The organism is Neisseria basseii, from assembly GCF_962707005.1.
In the GTDB taxonomy this organism is placed as follows: domain Bacteria; phylum Pseudomonadota; class Gammaproteobacteria; order Burkholderiales; family Neisseriaceae; genus Neisseria; species Neisseria bergeri.
On record NZ_CAUIXH010000006.1, the window covers coordinates 1 to 25,638 of the forward strand.

At 51.7% G+C, this 25,638-nt stretch carries 22 protein-coding genes and 1 riboswitch; of the genes, 13 read left to right on the top strand and 9 right to left on the bottom strand.

Features of this window, described 5'->3' with window-relative positions; translation table 11 throughout:
* The first annotated feature begins 109 nt into the window (after positions 1–109).
* The 3 genes from Q9I99_RS04670 to Q9I99_RS04680 all read left to right on the top strand — a co-directional run bounded on the left by Q9I99_RS04670 (position 110) and on the right by Q9I99_RS04680 (position 3,910).
* Entirely contained in the window at positions 110–895 is a 786-nt protein-coding gene (locus Q9I99_RS04670; RefSeq protein WP_301667022.1) for a YadA-like family protein, read from the top strand.
* Positions 896–1,198: 303 nt separating this feature from the next.
* On the top strand, positions 1,199–2,119 hold the full coding sequence (locus tag Q9I99_RS04675) for a glycosyltransferase family 2 protein (protein ID WP_118813970.1): 921 nt from the start codon (positions 1,199–1,201) through the stop codon (positions 2,117–2,119).
* Positions 2,120–2,248: 129 nt separating this feature from the next.
* Positions 2,249–3,910 (top strand): electron transfer flavoprotein-ubiquinone oxidoreductase, encoded by a 1,662-nt coding sequence (locus Q9I99_RS04680; RefSeq protein ID WP_301667023.1) that lies wholly within the window; start codon positions 2,249–2,251, stop codon positions 3,908–3,910.
* Between the two features lie 133 nt (positions 3,911–4,043).
* Here the strand turns inward: Q9I99_RS04680 and Q9I99_RS04685 are convergent, their stop codons facing one another.
* The 9 genes from Q9I99_RS04685 to gcvT form a co-directional block, all read right to left on the bottom strand.
* Positions 4,044–4,538 carry a nitrous oxide reductase accessory protein NosL gene (locus tag Q9I99_RS04685; protein WP_115177622.1) on the bottom strand — a complete coding sequence of 165 codons (495 nt, stop codon included), beginning with the start codon at positions 4,536–4,538 and terminating at the stop codon, positions 4,044–4,046.
* Entirely contained in the window at positions 4,535–5,365 is an 831-nt protein-coding gene (locus Q9I99_RS04690; RefSeq protein ID WP_301667024.1) for an ABC transporter permease, read from the bottom strand. Before Q9I99_RS04690 ends, Q9I99_RS04685 begins: the two co-directional genes overlap by 4 nt.
* Positions 5,362–6,258 (bottom strand): ABC transporter ATP-binding protein, encoded by an 897-nt coding sequence (locus tag Q9I99_RS04695; RefSeq protein ID WP_301667025.1) that lies wholly within the window; start codon positions 6,256–6,258, stop codon positions 5,362–5,364. Before Q9I99_RS04695 ends, Q9I99_RS04690 begins: the two co-directional genes overlap by 4 nt.
* Positions 6,259–6,315: 57 nt before the next feature.
* On the bottom strand, positions 6,316–7,671 hold the full coding sequence (locus tag Q9I99_RS04700; RefSeq protein WP_301667026.1) for a nitrous oxide reductase family maturation protein NosD: 1,356 nt from the start codon (positions 7,669–7,671) through the stop codon (positions 6,316–6,318).
* Between the two features lie 172 nt (positions 7,672–7,843).
* A complete protein-coding gene (nosZ, locus tag Q9I99_RS04705) occupies positions 7,844–9,805 on the bottom strand; it encodes a TAT-dependent nitrous-oxide reductase (protein ID WP_025457889.1) in 1,962 nt (653 codons plus the stop codon).
* 127 nt (positions 9,806–9,932) lie between these two features.
* Positions 9,933–12,239, bottom strand: a complete 2,307-nt coding sequence (locus Q9I99_RS04710; RefSeq protein ID WP_301667027.1) for a NosR/NirI family protein — start codon at positions 12,237–12,239, stop codon at positions 9,933–9,935.
* Between the two features lie 400 nt (positions 12,240–12,639).
* The gene (gene hemA, locus Q9I99_RS04715; protein ID WP_002241216.1) at positions 12,640–13,887 is read right to left on the bottom strand and encodes a glutamyl-tRNA reductase; all 1,248 of its coding nucleotides are present in this window, start codon (positions 13,885–13,887) and stop codon (positions 12,640–12,642) included.
* A 145-nt stretch (positions 13,888–14,032) separates the two neighbouring features.
* Positions 14,033–14,419, bottom strand: coding sequence for a glycine cleavage system protein GcvH (gcvH, locus tag Q9I99_RS04720; RefSeq protein ID WP_002236767.1), 387 nt, complete (start codon positions 14,417–14,419; stop codon positions 14,033–14,035).
* Positions 14,420–14,581: 162 nt separating this feature from the next.
* Positions 14,582–15,682, bottom strand: a complete 1,101-nt coding sequence (gene gcvT / locus Q9I99_RS04725; RefSeq protein WP_301667028.1) for a glycine cleavage system aminomethyltransferase GcvT — start codon at positions 15,680–15,682, stop codon at positions 14,582–14,584.
* Between the two features lie 206 nt (positions 15,683–15,888).
* Positions 15,889–15,985: riboswitch (glycine riboswitch) on the bottom strand.
* A 202-nt stretch (positions 15,986–16,187) separates the two neighbouring features.
* Between gcvT and Q9I99_RS04730 the strand changes: the two genes are divergently transcribed.
* From Q9I99_RS04730 to nqrF, 10 genes are all read left to right on the top strand, one after another.
* A complete protein-coding gene (locus tag Q9I99_RS04730; RefSeq protein ID WP_107818519.1) occupies positions 16,188–16,670 on the top strand; it encodes an Lrp/AsnC family transcriptional regulator in 483 nt (160 codons plus the stop codon).
* A 42-nt stretch (positions 16,671–16,712) separates the two neighbouring features.
* Positions 16,713–17,318: a DUF1415 domain-containing protein gene (locus tag Q9I99_RS04735; protein WP_107818518.1), complete on the top strand. Its 606-nt coding sequence runs from the start codon at positions 16,713–16,715 to the stop codon at positions 17,316–17,318.
* Positions 17,315–17,674: a YbaN family protein gene (locus tag Q9I99_RS04740; protein WP_107818517.1), complete on the top strand. Its 360-nt coding sequence runs from the start codon at positions 17,315–17,317 to the stop codon at positions 17,672–17,674. Before Q9I99_RS04735 ends, Q9I99_RS04740 begins: the two co-directional genes overlap by 4 nt.
* A gap of 359 nt (positions 17,675–18,033) precedes the next feature.
* Positions 18,034–19,455: a sodium:proton antiporter gene (locus Q9I99_RS04745; protein ID WP_301667029.1), complete on the top strand. Its 1,422-nt coding sequence runs from the start codon at positions 18,034–18,036 to the stop codon at positions 19,453–19,455.
* Positions 19,456–19,807: 352 nt separating this feature from the next.
* Entirely contained in the window at positions 19,808–21,151 is a 1,344-nt protein-coding gene (locus Q9I99_RS04750) for a Na(+)-translocating NADH-quinone reductase subunit A (protein WP_301667030.1), read from the top strand.
* A gap of 2 nt (positions 21,152–21,153) precedes the next feature.
* A complete protein-coding gene (locus tag Q9I99_RS04755; protein WP_301667031.1) occupies positions 21,154–22,386 on the top strand; it encodes an NADH:ubiquinone reductase (Na(+)-transporting) subunit B in 1,233 nt (410 codons plus the stop codon).
* Positions 22,379–23,155, top strand: coding sequence for a Na(+)-translocating NADH-quinone reductase subunit C (locus Q9I99_RS04760; RefSeq protein ID WP_301667032.1), 777 nt, complete (start codon positions 22,379–22,381; stop codon positions 23,153–23,155). The genes Q9I99_RS04755 and Q9I99_RS04760 overlap by 8 nt, the downstream gene beginning before the upstream one ends.
* Positions 23,155–23,781 carry an NADH:ubiquinone reductase (Na(+)-transporting) subunit D gene (locus Q9I99_RS04765; RefSeq protein WP_301667033.1) on the top strand — a complete coding sequence of 209 codons (627 nt, stop codon included), beginning with the start codon at positions 23,155–23,157 and terminating at the stop codon, positions 23,779–23,781. Before Q9I99_RS04760 ends, Q9I99_RS04765 begins: the two co-directional genes overlap by 1 nt.
* Before the next feature lie 3 nt (positions 23,782–23,784).
* Positions 23,785–24,378: an NADH:ubiquinone reductase (Na(+)-transporting) subunit E gene (gene nqrE / locus Q9I99_RS04770; RefSeq protein ID WP_002223986.1), complete on the top strand. Its 594-nt coding sequence runs from the start codon at positions 23,785–23,787 to the stop codon at positions 24,376–24,378.
* Positions 24,379–24,391: 13 nt separating this feature from the next.
* Positions 24,392–25,609 carry an NADH:ubiquinone reductase (Na(+)-transporting) subunit F gene (gene nqrF, locus Q9I99_RS04775; RefSeq protein ID WP_301667036.1) on the top strand — a complete coding sequence of 406 codons (1,218 nt, stop codon included), beginning with the start codon at positions 24,392–24,394 and terminating at the stop codon, positions 25,607–25,609.
* Positions 25,610–25,638: the final 29 nt, after the last annotated feature.

Consider the following 25,638-nt stretch of genomic DNA (forward strand, 5'->3'; position numbering starts at 1 on the left):
TAAAAAAAAAAAAAAAAATGGATAAAATAATACAACGTATTATTTACAGAGTAAGGGTCTGAATATATAATCGGAGGATTACGTTAACTTTACTCTAATCGATACAATTATGACCCGCACCGACAAAAAACATACGGCAATATCCAAACTCATCCTCACAACAGCAGCCACAGGAATCGGCATATCCGCCGTGCCATACGCTCAGGCTGACAGCAATGGGCCAACGCCGGTCAGAAAGCTGATGATAGAAAACCCAATAACTGATGATGAAAATAAAACAGATGTTTACAATGTTTACGATATTATTTCCGATCCGTCTAGATCTGAAAGGGTCACCATCGGCTATGACGGCAATGGCACCTTGATTACCAACATTTCAACGGGTAAGATTGATGCGGGATCGACTGATGCGGTTACCGGAGAACAACTGTATCAACTGTATCACTACGTACCTGAAAAGATTGATAAAAAGCTTGAGGAATTTATTCAAGATTTACCTAATAGAGTTGAGTCTGAATCAGACGTTAAAATTGAATATTCAAATAACAAACTAACTCTAACCCTTTCCGAAAATGGGAAAGAGAAAATCAACAATATGTCCTCCTCTGAACGGATTTCCTCTATAGAGCAAAAAGTCGACAAGTTGGATAAATCAATGAACGGCGGTATCGCCAAAGCAGGAGCGATCGCACTCCTTCCTCAACCGACTTATGCGGGACACTCGATGGTATCCGCTTCTACGGCACACTACAACGGCGAACAGGCTCTTGCAATCGGTTACTCCAGCCTCTCAGATAACGGTAAAGTAATCCTGAAGGCAGGTGCTTCGTTCAATTTCTCCGGCAACAATACCAAAAAACCGTTATTTGGAGCGGCTGTCGGCTATCAATGGTGATCTTCCGCCATCAATACCTATTGGAACACAGCCTATAGTAAAAATGCCGCACTTGCAGACAGGTGCGGCATTTTGGATTTTGTATGCAGGCCATATCCTAAAGTTGCCCATCTGCATACTTCGCCTTTTATAGTGGATTAAATTTAAACCAGTACAGCGTTGCCTTGCCTTAGCTCAAAGAGAACGATTCTCTAAGGTGCTGAAGCACCAAGTGAATCGGTTCCGTACTATTTGTACTGTCTGCGGCTTCGTCGCCTTGTCCTGATTTTTGTTAATCCACTATACAACAAATTAAGGATTCAGATGTACTCCAACGATAAAGCAACCTCCGATAATCTACCCAGTATCAGCTTCATCCTGCCCGTCTATAATGTTGCACCCTATATCCCCCGCGCGCTCGAAAGCATATTGCGTCAAACGGTTCGCAAAGAAATTATTCTGATAGATGACGGTTCGACAGATGGCAGTGCGGAAATCCTGGCGAAATATATGCACCAATATCCCTTCATTACCGTTGTCAGCAGCCAAAACAGGGGCGTGGCGGCGGCACGCAATGCCGGATTAAAACTTGCAACGGGGGATTTCATTATGTTCTTAGACCCCGATGACGAACTTTACCCCATAGATTTCGGTTTGTGGGCAAGACTTGCTCAAGATAACGGACTTCAAGCGATTAAAGGCGTATATCTCCGTCCTCCTTATGAAGAGGGGAAAAATATGTTGAGGTGTAAGCCCGTTTTTCAATTTAAAGAACAGCACAATGGAAAAATCTCATCTATGCAGGGGATATTGATGCAGAGTCTGCCTCATCACTGGCCTCTACACAATATGTGCTTTATGATTGACCATCGCCACCTTGTCGCTACGGGTGTTACCTATCGCAACGGTATGCGTTTTGGGGAAGATATGGTTTTCATCTCTGAATTTCTGATTGCAGGCGGAAAAGTCTTGGAGGTTGATATTCCCTTTTTTATTTACCACCGCAGAGAAGGAAGTCTGACAACCGCCCTACCCGACCACAGGCTGACCGATTACCTTCACAATCTGCTTACCTACCTCGTACCGCTGATGGAAAGGCAGACCGATTCAAGATACGCAGAAACTGTCCGTCAAATCCTACTGATTGAATTCGATAAAATTGGCAGAATTGTCAAAAATATCCCTGAACTGAAGAAAGAATATGACCGCCTCTTTGCTCAACTGCCGGATAAAAAATATCTCTGACCATATGGGGGCAAATGCCGTCTGAATGCCTGAGAAGCTATTTCAGACGGCATTGTTTTATTTGGTAAGCGACTGTCTGCGTTGTATAATCGCCCGTTTTAGAATCGATAATAAACAATAGGAACCGCTATGACAGAATCCATCACCCGCGACAGTATGCAATACGATGTCGTGATTGTCGGCGCAGGCCCGTCGGGTTTGTCCGCCGCCATCAAACTCAAGCAGCTTGCCGAAAAAAACGGGTGCGAAATCAGCGTTTGCGTGGTAGAGAAAGGTTCTGAAGCGGGGGCGCATTCGCTGGCGGGTGCGGTTATCGATCCGATTGCGCTGAATGAGCTGATTCCCGACTGGAAAGAAAAAGGCGCGCCGCTGACGCGCACGGTAACGCAGGACAAAGTATTGTTCTTGACCGAGAAAAAAGCGTTCAACCTGCCCGTTACCCCCAATTTCGACAATCATGGCAACTACATCGTCAGCTTGGGCGAAGTCGTGCGCTGGCTGGCGGAGCAGGCGGAAAATATGGGCGTGGAAATCTATCCGGGCTTTGCCGCCGCCGAAGTGCTGTATCACGAAGACGGTTCGGTCAAAGGCATTGCGACCGGCAATATGGGCGTGGGCAAAGACGGCGAGCCGACCGATTCATTCCAGCCCGGTATGGAACTTTGGGCGCAGCAAACCCTGTTTGCCGAGGGTTGTCGCGGTTCGCTTTCCAAACAAGTCATCGAACGTTTCCAACTCGACCAAAACAGCCAGCCGCAAACTTACGGCTTGGGCATTAAAGAAGTTTGGGAAGTGCCGTCTGAACAGCATCAGCCCGGTTTGGTGGTGCACAGCGCAGGCTGGCCGCTGGACAGCAAAACCTATGGTGGCGCGTTTGTTTACCATTTCGACGACAACAAAGTCGCCGTCGGCTTCGTGGTCGGTTTGGACTATCAAAACCCGTATCTGTCGCCGTTTGAAGAGTTCCAACGTTTCAAAACCCATCCCGAAATCCGCAAAACCTTTGAAGGCGGCCGCCGCATCGCTTACGGCGCGCGTTCGCTGATTGAAGGAGGTTTGCAAAGCCTGCCGAAACTCTCGTTCAAAGGCGGCGTTTTAATCGGCGATGCGGCGGGTTTCCTCAATATGCCGCGCATCAAAGGCATCCATACCGCGATGAAGTCCGCTATGATTGCCGCCGAAGCCGTGTTCCCCTTGTTGGAAAATCTTGAAGAAACAGAGGGTTTCGACAGCGGCAAAGAGGCGGCGGATTATCAGCAACGTTTTGAACAAAGCTGGCTGCATCAAGAGCTTTATGCCGCGCGCAATGTCCGTCCGTCATTCAAATGGGGCGTTTACCTCGGTTCAATCTATACCGGTATCGACCAGATGATTTTCAGAGGCAAGGCCCCGTGGACCTTGAAACATCACGGCAAAGACAACGAGCAGCTCAAAAAAGCCGCCGCGTGCAAACCGATTGATTATCCGAAACCCGACGGCGTGTTGACTTTTGACCGCTTAAGCAGCGTCTTCCTCGCCAACCTCGCGCACGAAGAAAACCAGCCCGACCATTTGGTGCTGAACAATCCGCAAACGATGATAGACGTGAACTATAAAGAATACGCCTCGCCCGAAACGCGTTATTGTCCGGCGGGCGTGTATGAAATTGTTGAAGAAAACGGCAGTCCGCGCCTGCAAATCAACGCGGCAAACTGCGTGCACTGCAAAACCTGCGACATCAAAGACCCGACGCAAAACATCACTTGGATTTGCCCCGAAGGCGCGAGCGGGCCAAATTACGGCGGGATGTAAACCTTATTCCGCCGTTACGCCCGGTCAGGAATAAGGAATGGGGCAGTTGTTCAAACCTGCCCCGTTTGAACCCATGACAAAAAATGCCGTCTGAACCTTGGCTTCAACGTTCAGACGGCATTTTTGTTTGGATTTATTTGAAAATATAGGTATCAGGCATATCGTCGAAACCGACAACCTTACCGCCTTTATCCTTTGCAAATTTTTCAGCCTGTTCCTTGTTGCCGAACGGCAGCGCGTCTTCCGCACCCATACCGCCGATAAAGCCGCTGTCGATGACATAAAAGGCTTTTTTCGCATCTATCCACTCCGTGTCGGCATTGGGATTTGTCCAATCGGTAACATTGCCCATATCGGTAACGTAAATCACGCGGATGCCTTTAGGCTCTTCGGGCAGCTTGGTATAGCCGAACATCTGCTTGATGGTGGAGAACCAAACTGGCTGGTCAGGTTTGCCGTTCAAGAAAATCTGGGCTTTGGGGCCGTTGTGTTCGGTCAGATTCATACTGCAATAGTGTCCGACCGAACGATCGCTAATCTGCTGGGGTAAAGGCGGCGGTGCCTCTTCCGCCTGCCGGCAGGCACTTAAGGCGAAAACGGCAACAATTGCCAACAGGGTTTTCTTCATATTTGTCGCTTTCTAAAAATTCCGGCTGCCAAAACAAGCGGAATGATAACCCATAAAACCTGCGCGGTCAGCAAAACGGGGACGGTCAGGCTGATTTGTCCGCTCAAACCCGCCATACCCGCATACATAGCCGTATTTTCGTAACCGGTCAGGTTGAGCAGGCGGTAGATGTCGGTAGGATTAAACAGCAGCACTGTTTCAACAACAGGCGCGGTAATAACCTGCTGCGAGTCGGCAACCAGAATACCCAGTAGTGCCATATCGAAGATGACGACGAAAAACAACCACACACCGATGGAAATACCGGCCGCCGTCCCCCGCTCTTTGACTTTCGCACTGATTAAGTAGCCCATAGACAGAAAAGCCGCACCGAGGATGACGCTGGCAGCAATCAACAGCGCAAAGGGTTTCCAAGCGACGATGTCGAAACTGCCGTTGGCAAGTTGCAGCGTAATGCCTGCCAATCCGTAACCTGCCGTGGTGGCGAGGGCGAGGATGATGAGGTGTCCGACAAACTTGCCGGCAAGGATTTGGTTGCGCGAAATGGGATAACTCAACAGCAACGCCATCGTACCGCGTTCGATTTCGCCGATCAGTGCGTCATAGGAAAGCAGCATCGCAATCAGCGGAATCAGGAAAATAGACAGGCTCGACAGGCTAACAACGGTAACGGTCAGCGGATCGACCTTGACCGAACCGGTGGGCGAGCTGCCGAGAAAACCTAAAGAAAGGGCGAGTGCGGCAAGCAGGAGGGCGGCGGCAAGCACCCAGCGGTTGCGCAGGCTGTCGCGGACTTCTTTGCCGGTAATAATCCAAACGGGGTTCATACGTCCTCCCTTTTTAAGAACTGTGCATACATTTCGTCAAGCGTCGGCGTGTGGATGTCGAGATAGGCAAGGTCGGACAGGCTGCCCAGCTCGCCCAACAGTTCCATACGTTCTTCCGCCTGACATTGCGCCCGATAGGAAATGCCGTCTGAAAGCGGCTGCCAGCGGCTGCTCAAGGTGCGCGGTGCATTGAGGCGGATATTGACGGTCAGCGGCAGTCCGCTTTGAACGTGCAATTCGTCCATACTGCCGTCGGCAACCTTAACGCCGTTTTTCATCACGATAATGCGGTCGGCGTGCCCGTCCAACTCGGCAAGGGCGTGGGTACTGAGCAATACGGTCGCGCCGCGCCCGTTGAGTTCGCGCACGACTTCGTAAAACATTTGTCGTGATGCAGGGTCAAGGCCGGTTGTCGGTTCGTCAAACAGCAGGACTTTGGGTTCGCCCAGCAGGGCTTGTGCCAAGGCAAGGCGTTGGCGCATCCCTTTAGAATAAGTGCCGACGCGGCGGTGTGCCGCCTGGGAAATGCCGACACGCTCAAGCAGCTTACGGTTCTGGGTGAGCGGCTGTTTTTTAAGTTTGGCATAAAAATCCAGCGTTTCGATGCCGGTCAGCGAAGGGTGCAGCGCAACGGTTTCGGGCAGGTAGCCGATTTGGCTGCGAAGCCGCGCCCCCGCTTTGCTGCCGGTACGTTCGCCCAAAAGCATCACTTCGCCTTCGGTCGGGGTAATCAGCCCGAGTATCAGCTTCATAATGGTGGACTTGCCCGCGCCGTTGTGCCCGGCAAGCCCGACGCTTTCTCCTGCCTTCAAAACCAAATCGACTTGGTTGACGGCTTTTTGTGCCCCGAAGCGTTTGGTTACCTTCCTCAATTCGACATGATGTGTGGTCATGGTTGTTCCTTTTGTGTTTTCAGACGGCATTTGAATCCGGATGCCGTCTGAAGCAGACTAGTTCAAAGAACCGTTTTCCGCCTTGCCCCATTCCGACTGCCGCGTTTCGGCTTCTTTGAGCAGTTCGTCCTTCATCGCCTGATAACGGGTTTGAATTTTGGGGGCATAAGGCTTCATCAGCGGTTTGCTGTCCACCACGCCGCCGGGCAGAACGGCGGGAAACTGCGCCTGCGCCCATTTGACGATGCTGATTGCAGGGCTGTTCATCAAGAGGCGCGATACGGGCGCGCGCCAGATGATTTGGTCGATGATGCCGTTGGGGCGGTACGCGCTGTCGCCGAAGCCGTCGCCGTTCAAATCGAACGCGCTGTTGTCGCTCCAATAGTTGCCGTGTCCGCCCTCGCTCCAGTCGAGAAAGCGCGTGCTGACATATTTGACCTGGCTTTCGTTGTTGATAAAGGAATTGTCATGCAGGGACGTGCCTTCGATGGCGGCGGTAAAGTGTATGCCGATTTGGCAGTTTTCAAAATGATTGGCGGACAGTTTATCGTAGTTGGCATTGTAGGCAAAAACGCACTTGCCCGCTTTGTTGATAATGTTGTCGTGAATATCGGAATAGTTGACATAGTTGAGCATAATGCCCTGGTCGCGGCTGCCGACGGCGATATTGTCAAACACTTTGAGCCGCTCGGAAAACATCAGCACATAGCCCATATTGTTGCCCACGGAAATATTGCCGCTGACTTCGCTGTCGTTGGTGTACATATAGTGGACGGCGAAACGCAAATCGCTGAAGCGGTTGTTTTTATAGGTGTTGTGCGTGCTGGTATTGGAAAAAATGCCGTCCCGCCCTTTGGAAATGTCGTTGCCGACGACTTGCGCGCCGGGCGCGTTCCAAACGGTAACGCCGTTGCCGCGCTCGTTCACGCGCAAAGTCGCGTCGCCGACAATTTTGTTCTCGCGTACCATCGCATCGGCAGAACCGTGCAGATATACGCCGACCGAATTATCGAAAATATTGTTGTGTTCAATCAGGGCGCGCGGGGCAGTTTCTTCGAGATAGATGCCGGCGTCCATTGCAGGCAGGCTCATACCGGAACGGGTAACGGTCAGGTTGCGGAGCGTTACGTCCGGCGCATGTACGGCTATGGTGCGGCCGCTCCTGTCCCCTTCCACGGTTGCGGAACGGTCGGCAGGCCCTTCAATCGTAATCGGTTTGTCGATATAAAGTTTGGTTTGATATACACCGGAAGCCAGTTTAAGCGTATCGCCCGCCCGGGCGCGGGCAAAAATTTCGGCAAGGTTGTCTTGCGGGGAAACGTGGACGACGGCTGCCGATGCCGTCTGAAAAATACTGCCGGCGGCAAGTATCAGCACGGCCTTCAGCCATATACGGAGCGCGGATGTGTGCATAGTGTCCCTCTGTTTCGTTCGGTATGGCCGAACAAAATAAAGCATCATTCAAATGTGCCTGTTTTTATAGCGAAACCGCCTGAAACGGTACGGCAAGCGGTTTGGCTATAAATGCCGTCTGAAGACCTGTTGCCTTCAGACGGCATTCTCAATATTCAGCCGTCAGACCGCATTATTTGGGATGAACAATCATCTGACCGGACATTTCCATATGCAATGCGTGGCAGAACCATTGGCAGTAGTACCAGTGCACGCCCGGACGGACGGCTTTGAAGGTTACGGAAGAAGTGGCTTGCGGGCCGATTTCCATAGCGATGCCGTAGCCTTCCAAAGTGAAGCCGTGGGTCAGGTCCTCGATGGTTTCGACGTTGGTAACATAAACGGTTACTTCGTCGCCTTGGTTCACTTCAAACTGCGGAATGCTGAATGCAGGCGCAACGGCAGTCATGTACACGCGTACTTTGTTGCCTTCGCGTACGACTTTGGCGGCTTTTTCCAGCTCGACACCGTCTTTTTTCGCCTGTTCCAAAGCATCCTGCCAGAACCAAGGGTCTTTACGGTCCCAAGTTTTGCCCGGGTTCAGTTTGGACGCGGCAACCAAACACAAGTCGTGCGGTTCAGCAAAAGTCGGGTTGTCGTGTACCAGACGCATTTCGTCGCCGGAGATGTCGATCAATTGGTCGCACTCGGGTTTCAACGGGCCGGCATTCAAGAAGCGGTCTTTAGAGAACTTGTTCAAAGACACCAGCCATTGACCGTCGGCTTCTTTGGTTTCGCCCATGGTCGTATGGTTATGGCCCGGTTGATAGTGAACGTCAAGTTTTTGTTTGATCGGATCGATTTTCTCGCCTTTGTAGGCTTTGATCGCATCGTCAATATTCCATTTCACCATTTGGCTGTCGATAAACAATGTCGTATAAGCATTGCCGCGACCGTCAAATGCGGTGTGTAAGGGGCCGAGACCCAGTTGCGGTTCGGCTACGACCACATCGCGCTCTTTGATTTTGCCTGCAAACAAATCGTCCAGTTTGCTGACATCCAATACGGTAACGGTTGGAGAAAGCTTACCGTTGAGCATGATGTATTTACCGTCAGGGCTTGCGTTACAGCCGTGAGGAGAGTTCGGCACGGGGATATAGCGCGTGTATTTGGATTTGGCTTCAGCTCGGCCGTCCAGCATTTTCACACCGTTCACTTCTTTGAAGTCGCCTGCTTTAATACCTTCTTCAATAGCCTTCAGGTCGAAAACGACGCACCAGTCCTGCTCGTTGGAAGACGCACCTTGTACTGTCAGCGCGCGCTCGGAGTTGTAGCAGGTGGAGAAAGAATATTTGCCTTGGTAGTCGGCATCGCCGTTGTCCAAGTTGCCGTCAACCAATACTTGCCATGCGATTTCCATGGTTTCGCCGTCGATGGCGGTGTACACGGCATTCCAAGTTTTCGCATCATCCAGTTTGCCTACGCCGCTGACGGGGGTGATGTGTTCGCCGTTGGCAAAGACATAACCGGTTTTCGGATAACGTTGCGGACGCAGACCGTGAATACCTGAAGCATTAGGGATGTCGATGATTTTGTCGGCCTTCATCACATCCAGACGCACACGGCAGACGCGGTTGTTTGCCTTGTCGTTGGCATAGGCATAGCGGCCGTCATAAGTTTGATCGGTAAACGACAAGTGCGGGTGGTGAAGGTCGCCGTTGGGATAGCAGCGCAGGCCACTGTCTTTTAAGAATTTACGGGTTTCTTCGGTAATATTGCCGTTGAGGACTTTCAAGCTCTCATTGGTACGTCCCCAACCGGTCGCGCTGTCCATATTGAACACGGGAATACGCATCAGTTCGCGCATGGAAGGCAGACCAATCAGGCGCATCTCGCCGGACTGACCGCCGGAAAGGAAACCGTAATATTGATCAAGCTCGCCCGGACCGACTTCGGAAGACAGTTGACCTGGTTTGGCTTCACCATGCTCCTTGGCGGCAGGGGCGGCACCAGAAGCGGCAGCCTGTTCGCCGTCTTTAGAGCAACCCGCCAAACCCAACAGGCCCGCACCGGCAATACCTGCACCGGAAGCAGCGGCCGTACCTAAGAATGAACGACGGCTCAAGCCGTTTTGTTCTAATTTTTCGTCTGACATACAACACTCCTTGGATAAAATACGGCAAACCGGTTTTCAGACGGCAAGCCGATGGGAAAAAATTTTATTATCCTTCCGGGGAAACCTTGCCTACCTGACACTTTGGCTTCAGGCTTCCCCCGGATGCTTATTTTTCAGATTGCACCGTTTCGGGTTTGACAAAATGGACAACCTGTTCCTGCGGCTGCTTGGAGACACTCTCCAATTCCCCTGATTTTGCAGCAGCCTGTTTTTGTTTTTTCTTATTCACTGCCACAACTTGCGGACAGCGCGTATCGTGGTGGTACATCACTTGGCAATGCAGACACTGGATACATTCGTTCGGATGGATATCTCCCTCCGGGGCAATCGCTTGTACAGGGCATTCATGTGTACAAATTTGGCAGGGATTACCGCACATTTTATAACGTCTCAACCAATCAAACACGCGGAATCTGCCCGGCAGCGCGATACCCGCACCCAAAGGACACAGATAACGGCAGAAGAAGCGTTCGATAAACAGCCCCGCAATCAAAAGGGCGACGGCAAAGGCGACAAACCACCAATCGCGCATAAATTTCAAGATAATCGCGGTTTTGAAGGGTTCGACTTCTGCAAATTTTTCCGCCGTACCCAAATCATACAGAGAGATTGCCAAAAGCCCGAAGAAAATCAGGTACTTGATAACACTCAAACGGGTATGCAGCATATGCGGCACGGTAATCTGTTTCACACCCAGTTTTTTGGCAATCCGGTTAGTCAATTCCTGTAATGAGCCGAACGGACACAGCCAACCGCAAAACGTTCCCCTGTTCCACAGCAGCATGGTTGCAGCCGTGAACAGCCAAAGGATGAACACAATCGGATCCATCAGGAAGAATTCCCAATGAAATTCGGTAAGGATGGCGGAAAACAGCGTCAACGTATTGACAACCGAAAGCTGCGCCTGTGCATACCAGCCGATATAGAAGAGCGTGAAGGTCAAAAAGGCGAGGCGGAAGCGGTCGTACCATTTTTCGTAACGCACAATCCAGTCTTGGAACAAAAACACCAGTAACAATATGGTCAGTGCAATGCCGACAACGATAATCTGCCCCTGTTTCGCTTTCCAAATCTGTTTCCATAATTGATTGGATACACCGTTTTCAGCTGACGCATCTTCGGCAATGCCGTCTGAAGCGGTATCGGATGCCGCGGCAGGTACGGCTTCGACAGGCGCGCTGATTTCTACGGGCGGCGCTTTGGGATCGTCGACGTAATAAGCTTGGGGCAGTTCGTAATCCAAATCGGCGGTAACGAAGGCTTTATCGTTCACGCTCAATACGCGCTGAACCATCAATTGCAGCCGCCACGGCTCCGCACCGTCAAACTCTACGCCTTCAGGGATGGTAAACCAAGAAACTTCTTTAAAGCGCGGCGCACCGGCGGCGGACAGCGCGACGACGCGTTCGTGTTGGGCATCGGTAAAACGGAAGCTGTTCTCTCCCTGAATCATCTCGATACGGTCGAAAATACCGCCGCGCACATAACCCGAACCTTTCCAAGAATAACGACCCTCCCCGGCAACCAAAACCGCCTGCTGCCCGGGTTTCAGCCGTTTTTGCAGATGCGCCCAGCCGTCCTCTCCCAGCAGGCTTTTACCGATGGAGGGCTGGCTGACCAAAGCAACATATAAATCGATAAAGGTATCGTCAGGATCGCCCTGTTCGGCGTGATCGGCCACGCCGGCCTTGCCGCCTTTCTCAAACAGTTTGTTGATTTGATCGAGCGTGATATGCAGATGACCGACGGCCTTTTGTTTCAAAAGTTCATCCCAAGACAAAATATCCTGCTTGTCGGGATTTGCCATACGGCGCGGACGGGTTTCTGCCGCAGGCGCGGCTTCCTGAACATCGGAAGCGGATGCCGTCTGAAGGGCCTTGTCCGAACCCAGACGGTATTGGTTGGCAATGACCTTGTACGAACGCTGGATGCTGTCGTTAATCACCATCAGCGTAACAGTCGCACCGCTGATAATGTCGCCCGGCGCCACGCCCGGAGTCGGCGGATTTTTAATAAAGTTCAGACCGATATATTTGTCGATGAATTTATCGACACGCGACTGCGGGATACCGATCAGCATAATCGGTTCGTGATGATCGACCAGTTTTGCCCCGGCTATCGTGCCGTCGTTTGCCAAAGCCATCAGCGTATCGATCGGTTTGCTCGAATAACCGCGCGTATTGACCACATCGGTCGTGATATAGACCAGACCGAGCTGCTCGTCGCCTTTGTAAACGCGGGCGACCATGGGCTTACCTTCCGGTTTGCCGTAACGGTCCGCACCCGGAAAAATTTCCGAAGGCTGTATTTTCGCCAGAAAATCAGGCAGACGCTCCGCATAAGCGGGCAGTGCCGCCGTCAAAAAGACAAAGGCGGCAAAAAACGCCGTTATCCGCGCCCGAAACGCAGACATACGCCGGATTGAAAAACAGGACATAGCTATCCCCGATATACCGATACTCTTTAATATTGATATTATATGAATCATCTATCGGCGATTTTTTGATGCAAATCAAATTTACAAATCTTAAAACCAATCTGCATACGGGATAATACTTTGTAATTACATCGATATATAGTGGATTAACAAAAATCAGGACAAGGCGACGAAGCCGCAGACAGTACAAATAGTACGGAACCGATTCACTTAGTGCTTCAGTACCTTAGAGAATCGTTCTCTTTGAGCTAAGGCGAGGCAACGCCGTACTGGTTTTTGTTAATCCACTATAATGTGGGATTTCACGATGTTGTCAGACAGCACAAAAATATGCCGTCTGAAACCCCTTCAGACGGCATCCTTTTCCGGCGCACCGTTATTTGTCCAAATGATAAATCTGCGCGACGGCATGAACCAAATCTTTATCTTCTTCCCCCGCCTTATTCAAGGTTTGGGTCGGCGAATGCAGCAGCTTGTTGGTCAGTTGGACGGACAGCCGTTCCAAAACCTCTTCTGCCGTTGCGCCTTTGGCAAGCTGTTTCATCGCATTTTCCAACACCTGCTTGCGCGCTTTCTCGCCCTCGTCCCGCAACGCCTTAATCAAGGGGACACTCTGCCTGCCCTGCTGCTGCCGGACAAATTCGGCAACTTTCTCGGACACCAGCGTTTCGGCGGCGGCGGCGGCCTTCTGCCTTGCCTCCTTGCCGCTTTGGACGATATTGACCATATCGTCCACAGTATAAAGATAGGCATCATTCAAATCGCCGACTTCCGCCTCAATGTCGCGCGGCACTGCCAAATCAAGCATGAACAACGGCATACTCTGCCTTTGTTTCAATGCACGCTCCACCATGCCTTTGCCGACAATGGGCAACTGGCTCGCCGTCGAAGAAACCACCACGTCGTAATCGTGCAGAATGGCAGGCAGATCGGACAGCAGGCACGGTTCGGCGTTGACACCGAGCTTGTCGCACAACTCCTGGGCACGCGCCAACGTCCGGTTGGCAACCGTCATCAATCTGGGGTTTTTAGCAGCAAAATAAGTAGCAACCAACTCAATCATCTCACCCGCACCGATAAACAAGACATTCAAATCGCCGATGTCGGGAAAAATCTGCTCTGCCAACTTGACGGAAGCGGAAGCCATGGAAACCGAGTTTTCGCCGACGGCAGTATCGGTACGGACCTCTTTAGCAACAGAAAAGGTTTTTTGGAACAGGGCATTGAGTTTCTTACCCATACTTTCCTGCTCTTGAGCAACCCTGACCGCATCCTTAATCTGTCCTAAAATCTGCGGCTCGCCCAACACCATCGAATCCAAGCCGCAGGCGACGCGGAAAGCATGGCGCACAGTCTCCTGCATCCCCAAAGTATAAAGGTAGGGGCTGATTTCTTCTATGGGAAGGCTGTGGTAGTCTGCGAGCCAACGGATGATTTCTTCCGAATCGCCGACACAGTAAAGCTCGGTGCGGTTGCAGGTAGAAAGGATTACCGCCTCCGTTGCCGCATTGCTTCGGGCAAGATTGCGGACGGCTTCGGGCAGGCAGGCAGCGGCAAACGCCAGCTTTTCCCGTATGCTTAAAGGTGCGGTTTGATGATTGAGTCCGACAGCGGTAAGTTGCATGAAAAAATCGGTAAAGATGAATATAGGCCGTTATTATAGCCTAACTGACCTTGAAGACACAGACAAAAACTGCACTTCCAAACGCATCCTTGCCGTCTGAAAGTGCAGTTCCTTAAATAAGGCATCCTATTATCAGGATAGGAATTTAATCCACTTCGCCCGCGTATTGTTCGGCAGTCAGCAGACCGTCGTAATCGGCAGGATTGGCAGGTTTGATTTTGAAGAACCAGCCTGCGCCGTAAGGGTCGCTGTTGGCAGTTTCCGGTGCGCTGGGCAAGTCATCGTTGACGGCAACGACTTCGCCCGCAATCGGCGCGTACACGTCAGATGCGGCTTTTACAGACTCAACCACACCGGCTTGCTCTTCAGCGGCAAGGTTTGCGCCGACTTCAGGCAGCTCGACGAACACGATGTCGCCCAACAGCTCTTGCGCGTGGTGGGTAATGCCGACGGTGATGGTACCGTCTTCTTCAAGGCGCAGCCATTCATGACTGGCAACGTATTTCAGTTCTGCCGGGATGTTGTTGCTCATGGTTTGATTCTCCATTGGTAGGGGGTTATTTTCAGACGGCATCTATATGAATCAATATCCACAGATACCTTGTTCAAGGCTTTCTACAAACGTCCGTATCGGACAACAATTAAAACCTGCTTTCAGACGGCATATGAAATGAAAATGCCGTCTGAAACCGCATCAATCAAACTGTTTCTGTCCGTTGCGTACAAACGGCAGCTTCAGTACGCGCACGTCCACTTCCTTGCCGCGCATCAGCACTTTGGCGGTATCGCCGTCAAAATCTTTCGGCACGCGGGCGATGGCGATGGATTGTTTCAGGCTGGGCGAGAATACTCCGCTGGTGGTTTCGCCTTTGCCTTTGCCGGTCAACACTTCCATATGCGCGCGCAGGATGCCGCCTTTGTCGAGCAGCAAACCGACTTGTTTGACGGCAACGCCTTTTTCTTTCAATGCCAGCAAGGCGGCTTTGCCGACGAAATCGCGGCTTTCGTCTTTCAAATCAACCGTCCAGCCCATGCCTGCTTCGAGCGGGCTGGTGTCGTCGTCCATATCGTTGCCGTAGAGGTTCATGCCGGCTTCCATGCGCAGGGTGTCGCGTGCGCCGAGGCCGCAAGGCTGTACGCCGGCTTGTTGCAGGGCTTTGAAGAATGCGACGGCTTCGGTGCCGGGCAGGATGACTTCGACGCCGTCTTCGCCGGTGTAGCCGGTGCGGGCGACAAACCAGTCGTTGCCCAAATCCGCGCCTTGGAACGGTTTGAGATTATGGACGACATCCGCCCATTCAGGTTTGACGGTCAGGAGTTTTTCGATGGCTTTCGGGCCTTGTATGGCAAGCATGCCGAGGTCGTAGCGCGGATTAAAGACAACGCCGAACTCTTGTCCAACTTTGTGGAATTGCACCGTATCTTTTTCACGTGTCGCGCCGTTGGACACGATGCGGTATTGGGTTTCAGCTTCATTGGTGCGGTAAACGATCAAGTCGTCAATCACGCCGCCGTTGTCGTTGAGCAGCGCGGAATAAAGGGCTTTGCCGACGAAGGCGAGTTTGGCAACGTCGTTGGCAATCAGTTTGCGGAAAAAGGCTTTGGCATTTGCGCCTACTACGTCGGTAACAAGCATGTGTGATACATCGAACATACCTGCATCGGTGCGCACGGCTTCGTGTTCGGCGATTTGTGAACCATAATGGATGGGCAGCTCCCAGCCGGCAAAATCGACCAGCTTTGCGCATGCATCTTGATGGGCTTGGTGAAACGGGGTGGTTTTCAGGGCAGTCATTCTCAGCTTCTCCAGATTTATTGTTCAGATGCCGTCCGCACATAAGCAGCGCGGAAGACCCTATCTGTCCTTGAACCTGAGATTTTCGGCATACCCGCTTGATGGCAAACCAGTCTGCTCACTGCTTTGCGCGGTTGTCTGAATGGTGGTTCAGACGGCCTTCTCCCCTTCGGTGGGTGCGATTGCACCGCTCTCCAGATGTTTTATTTCAATGTGCAGTCCCTGTTGCCTGAGCGATTTAAGGGCATCTGCGCCTTCGGCGGCTACGCGTAACCTGATGTAGCTCTCTCCTGCACATGGCGCGATTATGGCTTGAAAAGGCAGTTTGGGCAAGCCGTCTTAAAGAGATGCAAACCGACCGCCTCTGTTTCCACATGATTTTCCGAAAACAAAATTTGTCCCGGATGACGGTATAACTTTTTATATGTTAATATGGTCTCCATCTGTGCGGATTGCCGCAAACATACGGACAGACAATCCGGATTCCTTAAAACGGAACGCAAATATGCCCCAACTCACTTTAGACAAAACCGATATTAAAATCTTACAGGTTCTCCAGGAAAACGGCAGGCTCACCAATGTCGAACTGTCCGAACGTGTCGCACTTTCGCCTTCTCCGTGCCTGCGCCGTCTGAAGCAGTTGGAAGATGCCGGCATTGTCCGCCAATATGCCGCGCTGCTGTCTCCGGAATCCGTTAATCTGGGGCTTCAGGCATTTATCCGCGTTTCCATCAGCAAAGCAAAAGATGCGCGGGAAGACTTTGCCGCATCGGTTCGAAAATGGCCGGAAGTCTTGAGCTGCTTCGCCCTGACAGGGGAAACCGACTACCTGCTTCAGGCATTTTTTACCGATATGAACGCGTTTTCCCATTTTGTTTTGGATACGCTCCTGTCCCACCACGGCGTACAGGATGCGCAATCGAGCTTTGTTTTAAAAGAAATCAAACACACCACATCCCTGCCGCTCAACCACCTGCTGAAGGAATAATGTCCTTCCTTTCCCGCACATGCAATCTGCAAACACATTTACATGACAATAATGAATATCAATACTTCCGAAAATAAAGATGCTGTTGCCGAACACACCGGACAATGGTTGGAAAAAGCCGTCATCGGTCTGAACCTGTGTCCCTTTGCCAAAGCCCCCCACGTTAAAAACCTTGTCCGCATCGCAATCAGCGAAGCCAAACACCTTGACGGTTTTTTGGAAGACTTGGACGAAGAACTGCAGCGACTGGGCAATACGCCCGCCACCGAACTGGAAACCACCCTGCTGGTTCACCCGACCCTATTCCCCGATTTCGACGTATTCAACGATATGCTCGACATTGCCGATGCCGCCGTTGTCGAAAACGGCTTGGAAGGCATCGTCCAAATCGCACCGTTCCATCCCCAATTCCGCTTTCAGAATACCGAACCCGACGACATCGGCAACTACACCAACCGTTCTCCCTACCCGACGCTGCACCTTATCCGCGAAGACAGCATTGCCAAAGCTGCGCAAGCCTTTCCCGACGCTTCGGCAATATTCGAACGCAATATCGCCCTGCTGGAAAAAATGGGGCATGAAGGTTGGGAAAAACTGGGGATTTCGCAATGTCCGTTTACCCGCAATAAACAGCAGGGTGAAAAATGATACGCTACCTGTTGATTGCCTGCGGCTGCATTTCCCTGCTGCTGGGGATAATCGGCATTTTTTTGCCACTGTTGCCGACCACGCCGTTCGTACTGCTCTCCGCCGCCTGCTGGGCAAAGGCATCCCCGCGTTTTCACCGCTGGCTGCACCGCCACCGCTATTTCGGCCCGATGGTTCATAACTGGGAACAAAACGGCGCAGTACCGCGCAAAGCCAAGATTTTCGCCATCAGCATGATGACCGCATCCTGCCTGATGATGTTTTGGCAGTTCCCCCAACGCTGGTGGGTAGGCGCAATTTCATCGGTTTTCTGTTCCCTTGTCGCCATATGGATGTGGCGCAGGCCCGAATCTTGAATGCCGTCTGAAAGGGATAAGGGCAAACAAACGGACGGGGCAAACCTGCTTCATTGCAAATATATGTTAAAATAAATTCATTTTCCGTTTTTGATAGATTATTTATTAAAGATATATATTTCTTTGTTTTAAATAAAATTATTTATTAAAAAGAACATATATTCCCAAGCACGGCCAATCCCCCTTCCCGCCGCCTTCCGGTTTGGGAAACTGGTTTATCCTGATTATTTACTTTACAATCAATCGGAAAACTTTTTTCAAAAACAAACAGGCAGCACAGTCCGCCTATGTCCGGGCGGCACGAAGCCTGTATCACTCCCGCGCGCCGCGCAAGGCAGTGCTTGAATCGAGGAAACACGATGCGCCACCTACCCCTGTTTTCACTAATGCTTTTCCCGGCATCGGTTTACGCCGCAGATTTGGACGGCGCAAACCTAAACCTGCTGTGGGGTCTGCCCTTTGCCCTGATTTTGCTGTCTATCGCATTGGGTCCCTTGTTTTTTTCGCATACCTGGCATCACCATTACGGCAAAATCACTGCCGTTTGGACATTGCTCTTCCTCATCCCGTTCAGTTTGGTTTTTGGCGCGTCCGCCGGTGTGCATACGGTTGCCCATGCGCTGGTTGAGGAATATATCCCGTTTATCCTTCTGCTTTTGGCTTTATATACGATTTCGGGCGGGATTTTGGTTTGGGGTAAGCTCAATGGTACGCCTGCGCTGAATACCGGGCTGCTGGCAGCGGGGACGGTGATGGCTTCCTTTATGGGGACGACCGGTGCGGCAATGCTGATGATTCGTCCGCTGCTTAAGGCAAACCATTACCGCAAGAATAAGGTGCATGTCGTTATATTCTTTATTTTTTTGGTGGCAAATATCGGCGGCGGCCTGACGCCGTTGGGCGATCCTCCGCTGTTTTTGGGCTTCTTGAAGGGCGTGGATTTCATGTGGACGGTGAAACACATGTTGATGCCCGTATTGATCAGTACGGTGGTGCTGTTGCTGGTGTTTTATATTATCGACAGCCGTTATCACGCGCGTGAAGCCAATGTGGAACAGATTCGGCAGGAAGAGGAGGCCGATGAAGATTTGCGTATTGCCGGCAAATGGAATTTTCTGCTGCTGGCGGGCGTGGTCGGTGCGGTTTTGCTGTCCGGCTTGTGGAAGCCCGATCATCCGGGGTTTGAGATTTTAGGCAGCCACTATGCGTTGCAAAACTTGGTGCGTGATGTAATTTTGCTGGTGCTGACCGTTGTTTCGTTGCTGATTACGCCCAAACAGGTCAGGGCGGGCAATGAATTCAATTTCGACCCGATTGCCGAAGTGGGCAAACTGTTTTTGGGTATTTTCATTACGATTTCCCCTGTTTTGGCGATTTTGAAGGCGGGCGAAGCGGGTGCGCTGGGTTCGGTGGTATCATTGGTGCATGATGCTTCGGGCAATCCGATTAATACGATGTATTTCTGGATGAGCGGTTTGTTGTCCGCATTTTTGGATAATGCTCCGACTTATTTGGTGTTCTTCAATATGGCGGGCGGCGATGCTCAGGCTCTGATGACGGGGCATCTGTTCCATTCGCTGTTGGCCATATCCATGGGTTCGGTGTTTATGGGTGCGCTCACTTATATCGGTAATGCGCCAAACTTCATGGTTAAAGCGATTGCCGAGCAGCGCGGTATCCCGATGCCGACTTTCTTCGGTTATATGATGTGGTCGGTGGGGGTGTTGATTCCGCTGTTTATACTGCACACGCTGATTTTCTTCGTTTGGCAGTTGTTCTGATTCCTAAACTTCAAAAGGTCGTCTGAGAACCTGATTCTTATTGATTCGGTTTTCAGGCGACCTTTTTGCATTCTGCCAGGGATTAATTTGGGGCATCAATATCTTGTAATTTTATTGGAGGGCTGCTTTGCGTGGGATTCAGGGCAGGAAGCTGGAAAAAATCTTCGTAAATCTGACATAAGGCGGACTGTTCCTGCTAAAATCAAATGTTTTACAGTTTTCATTTAATTGTTGTTTTCCGTAAGTAAGGCTTTACTTTCAGACGACCTTCCCCATGCTTTGCCATTTCAAACGTCGTCTGAAAAGTTGGAACATTTTATTCTGTTTAACTCATCACAAGTAATGCAAATCTATGATTAAAATCAAAAAAGGTCTAAACCTGCCCATCGCGGGCAGACCGGAGCAAGTCATTTATGACGGGCCGGCCATTACCGAAGTCGCGTTGCTTGGCGAAGAATATGCCGGTATGCGCCCCTCGATGAAAGTCAAGGAAGGCGAAGCCGTCAAAAAAGGCCAAGTGCTATTTGAAGACAAGAAAAATCCGGGCGTGGTGTTTACCACGCCGACTTCAGGCAAAATCGCCGCCATCCATCGTGGTGAAAAGCGCGTACTTCAGTCAGTCGTAATTGCCGTTGAAGGCAACGACGAAATCGAGTTCGAACGCTACGCGCCCGATGCGTTGGCAAAATTGAGCAGCGAAGAAGTGCGCCGCAATCTGATTCAATCCGGTTTGTGGACTGCGCTGCGCACCCGTCCGTTCAGCAAAATCCCTGCCGTCGATGCCGAGCCGTTCGCCGTTTTCGTCAATGCGATGGACACCAATCCGCTGGCCGCCGATCCTACGGTTATCATCAAAGAAGCCGCCGAAGACTTCAAACACGGCCTGTTGGTATTGAGCCGCCTGACCGAACGTAAAATCCATGTGTGTAAAGCAGCCGGTGCGGACGTGCCGTCTGAAAACGCTGCCAACATTGAAACACACGAATTCGGTGGCCCGCATCCTGCCGGTTTGAGCGGTACGCACATTCATTTCATCGAGCCAGTCGGCGCGAATAAAACCGTTTGGACCATCAATTATCAAGACGTGATTGCCATCGGGCGTTTGTTCGTAACAGGCCGTCTGAACACCGAACGCGTGATTGCCTTGGGCGGCCCGCAAGTCAACAAACCGCGCCTCTTGCGTACCGTTTTGGGTGCGAAGGTGTCGCAAATTACCGCCGGCGAATTGGTTGATGCAGACAACCGCGTGATTTCCGGCTCAGTATTGAACGGCGCGATTGCACAAGGCGCGCACGATTACCTCGGCCGCTACCACAATCAGATTTCCGTTATCGAAGAAGGCCGCAGCAAAGAGCTGTTCGGCTGGGTTGCGCCGCAGCCGGACAAATACTCCATCACGCGGACGACCCTCGGCCATTTCCTGAAAAACAAACTCTTCAAGTTCACGACAGCCGTCAACGGCGGCGACCGCGCCATGGTCCCCATCGGCACTTACGAGCGTGTGATGCCGCTGGACATCCTGCCCACTCTGCTTTTGCGCGATTTAATCGTCGGCGATACCGACAGCGCGCAGGCTTTGGGTTGCTTGGAATTGGACGAAGAAGACCTCGCTTTGTGCAGCTTCGTCTGCCCGGGCAAATACGAATACGGCCCGCTGTTGCGCAAGGTGCTGGAAACCATTGAGAAGGAAGGCTGATTATGGGCTTGAAACATTTTCTTGAAAAAATCGAACCGCACTTCCTGCCGGGCGGCAAACATGAAAAATGGTATGCCCTCTACGAAGCTGCGGCGACGATTTTCTATACATCCGGCGCGGTAACGCGCAAAGCGGCACACGTCCGCGACGCGCTCGACTCCAAGCGCATGATGATTTTGGTGTGGCTGGCTTTGTTCCCTGCCATGTTCTACGGTATGTACAACGTCGGCATACAGGCATTCGGTGCGTTAACGCCCGATTTGTTGCAACAAAACATCGCCAACGACTGGCATTACGCCCTTGCCAACGCTTTGGGCATCAATATGTCGTCTGAAGCGGGCGTGCTGGGCAAAATGCTGTTCGGCGCGATTTACTTCCTGCCGATTTACGCGACCGTATTTATCGTCGGCGGTTTCTGGGAAGTCTTGTTCGCCACCGTGCGCAAACACGAAATCAACGAAGGTTTCTTCGTGACTTCGATTCTGTTTGCCTTAATCGTTCCGCCTACGCTGCCGCTGTGGCAGGCCGCCTTGGGTATTACCTTCGGCGTGGTGGTTGCGAAAGAAGTGTTCGGCGGTACGGGTAAAAACTTTATGAACCCTGCGCTGGCAGGCCGTGCCTTCTTGTTCTTCGCCTACCCTGCCAATATTACCGGCGACACCGTTTGGACGGCGGTTGACGGCTATTCCGGCGCAACCGCGCTCGCTCAATGGGCGGCACACGGTGCAGACGGCCTGCAAAATGCCGTTACCGGTCAAACCATCACTTGGATGGATGCGTTTATCGGTAATCTGCCCGGCTCTATCGGCGAAGTATCCACTTTGGCGCTTTTAATCGGCGGCGCGTTTATCGTGTTTGCCCGCATCGCTTCTTGGCGCATTATTGCCGGCGTGATGATCGGTATGATTGCCATGTCTTCGCTGTTTAACTTCATCGGTTCGGACACCAACCCGATGTTCAGCATGCCTTGGTATTGGCATCTGGTCGTCGGCGGCTTTGCCATCGGTATGCTGTTTATGGCGACCGACCCTGTTTCCGCTTCCTTTACCAATGTCGGCAAATGGTGGTACGGCGCGCTGATTGGTGTGATGTGCGTGTTAATCCGCGTGGTCAACCCTGCTTACCCCGAAGGCATGATGTTGGCGATCCTGTTTGCCAACCTGTTTGCCCCGATTTTCGACTATTTCGTCGCACAAGCGAACATCAAACGCAGAAAGGCGCGCAGCAATGGCTAAGAAATTCGATAAAGACAGCTTCAGCGGCACGCTGATTGTCGTGTTGGCGGTCAGCCTGATTTGCTCGGTCATCGTTGCCGGTGCGGTCGTCGGCTTGAAACCCATCCAAGAAAAACAAAAACTCCAAGACAAACAAGGCTATATTTTGAGCGTGGCCGGTTTGATGGATAAAAACACCGACATCGGCAAAACCTTTGCCGAGCGTATCGAGCAACGTGTGGTCGATTTGGCGACTGGCGAATATGTGAAAGACGCGCCAAAAGACTTCAGCGCGCGCGTTGCCGCCAAAGACCCTGCGCAAAGCATCCGCATCAAACCCGAAGACGATTTGGCAGGCATCAAAAGCCGTGCCAAATACACCGAGGTTTATTTGGTTAAAGGCGAAGACGGCAAAATCGGGCAAATCATCCTACCGATGCACGGCAACGGTTTGTGGTCGGTCATGTACGGCTTTGTCGCCATCCAGCCCGACGGCAACACCATCAACGGCATTACCTACTACGAGCAAGGTGAAACCCCAGGCTTGGGCGGCGAAATCGGCAATCCGTTGTGGCAGCAAAAATTCGTCGGCAAAAAACTGTTTGACGGACAAGGCAAACTCGCCCTGCACGTCGGCAAAGGCGCGGGTTCGGACAAAGAACACGGCGTAGATGCCCTCTCCGGCGCGTCGCTGACTTCCAAAGGCGTGCAAGGTTCGTTCGCCTACTGGTTCGGCGAAAACGGCTATATCCCCTACCTGAACAAATTGAAATCAGCAGGAGCGCAATAATGGCTGATATGAAACGCTTGAAACACTTAATGTTTTCACCCTTTATCGACAACAACCCGATTGCCTTGCAGGTTTTGGGTATTTGTTCGGCTTTGGCGGTTACCACCAAACTTCAGACGGCCATCGTAATGGGTATTTCCGTCAGTTTGGTAACCGGTTTTTCCAGCTTCTTCATTTCGCTGGTACGCAACTACATCCCCAACAGCATCCGCATCATCGTGCAAATGGCGATTATCGCGTCGCTGGTTACGCTGGTTGACCAACTGCTTCAGGCATTTGCCTACGAATTGTCCAAACAGCTTTCCGTATTCGTCGGTCTGATTATTACCAACTGCATCGTGATGGGCCGTGCCGAAGCCTTTGCGATGAAAGAGCCGCCGCTGGAAAGCCTGATCGACGGCATCGGCAACGGCGCGGGCTACGGGATGATGCTGCTTGTCGTCGCCACCGTCCGCGAACTGATCGGTTCAGGCAAGCTCTTGGGCTACACCGTTTTCCAAACCGTACAGGACGGCGGCTGGTATCAGACCAACGGCTTGTTCCTGCTCGCCCCCAGCGCGTTCTTCATCATCGGCTTTTTGATTTGGGGACTGCGTACCTGGAAACCCGAACAGGTGGAGGAATAAGCTATGGAACACTATTTGAGCCTCTTCATCAAATCCGTCTTCATTGAAAATATGGCGTTATCCTTCTTTTTGGGTATGTGCACGTTTTTGGCGGTATCCAAAAAAGTATCCACCGCATTCGGTTTGGGTGTGGCGGTAATTTTCGTACTCGGGCTGTCCGTCCCTGCCAACCAACTCGTTTACTCGCTGCTCAAAGACGGCGCGATTGTCGAAGGCGTGGATTTGACCTTTTTGAAATTCATCACCTTCATCGGCGTGATTGCCGCTTTGGTGCAGATTTTGGAAATGTTCTTGGACAAATTCGTCCCCGCCCTCTATAACGCGCTGGGCATCTACCTGCCGCTGATTACCGTGAACTGCGCGATTTTCGGTGCCGTATCGTTTATGGCGCAGCGCGAATACAACTTCGGCGAATCCGTCGTGTACGGCTTCGGCGCGGGCTTGGGCTGGATGTTGGCGATTGTCGCTTTGGCGGGCATTACCGAAAAAATGAAATATTCGGACGCTCCCAAAGGCCTCAAAGGCTTGGGCATTACCTTTATCGCCGCTGGCCTGATGGCGATGGCGTTTATGTCGTTCTCCGGCATCCAGTTATAAGAAAGGGACCGGTATGGAGATTATTTTAGGTATTGTGATGTTTACCGTCATCGTCTTAGCTTTGGCACTGATGATTCTGTTTGCCAAATCCAAGTTGGTGAGCGAAGGCGACATCACCATCAAAGTCAATGATGAAAAAGAACTGACTATGCCCGCCGGCGGCAAACTCTTGGGCGCGCTTGCCAGCCAAGGCATCTTTGTTCCCTCCGCCTGCGGTGGCGGCGGTTCGTGCGGACAATGCCGCGTTGTCGTGAAAAGCGGCGGCGGCGACATTCTGCCGACCGAGTTGTCCCACATCAGCAAACGCGAAGCGCGCGAAGGCTGCCGTCTGTCTTGTCAGGTCAACGTCAAAACCGACATGGACATCGAAGTACCGGAAGAAGTGTTCGGCGTGAAAAAATGGGAATGCACCGTCATTTCCAACGACAACAAAGCAACGTTCATTAAAGAACTCAAGCTTACCATTCCCGAAGGCGAAGAAGTTCCCTTCCGCGCCGGCGGCTACATCCAAATCGAAGCCCCGCCGCACACCGTTGCCTACAAAGACTTCGACATTCCCAAGGAATATCACGAAGACTGGGACAAATACAATCTGTGGCAATACGTTTCCAAAGTGGACGAGCCGATTTTGCGTGCCTACTCCATGGCTTCATACCCTGAAGAAAAAGGCATCATTATGCTGAACGTGCGTATCGCCACGCCGCCCCCGCGCGTACCTGATGCGCCTCCTGGACAAATGTCTTCTTACATCTGGTCGCTGAAACCCGGTGATAAAGTAACAATTTCCGGTCCGTTCGGTGAGTTCTTTGCCAAAGACACCGATGCCGAAATGGTATTTATCGGCGGTGGTGCGGGTATGGCTCCGATGCGTTCCCACATTTTCGACCAGCTGAAACGTTTGAACTCCAAACGCAAAATCACCTTCTGGTACGGCGCACGTTCCAAACGCGAAATGTTCTATGTTGAAGACTTCGACCAACTCGCAGCAGAATTCCCGAACTTCACATGGCACGTCGCCTTGTCCGACCCGTTGCCGGAAGACAACTGGGACGGCTACACAGGCTTCATCCACAACGTGGTTTACGAAAACCACCTGAAAAACCACGAAGCACCGGAAGACTGCGAATTTTATATGTGCGGTCCGCCGATCATGAACCAGTCCGTCATCAAAATGCTCAAAGACTTAGGCGTGGAAGACGAAAACATCCTCTTGGACGATTTCGGCGGTTGAGTATTCGGCTTCAAATACAAAAGGAAGAA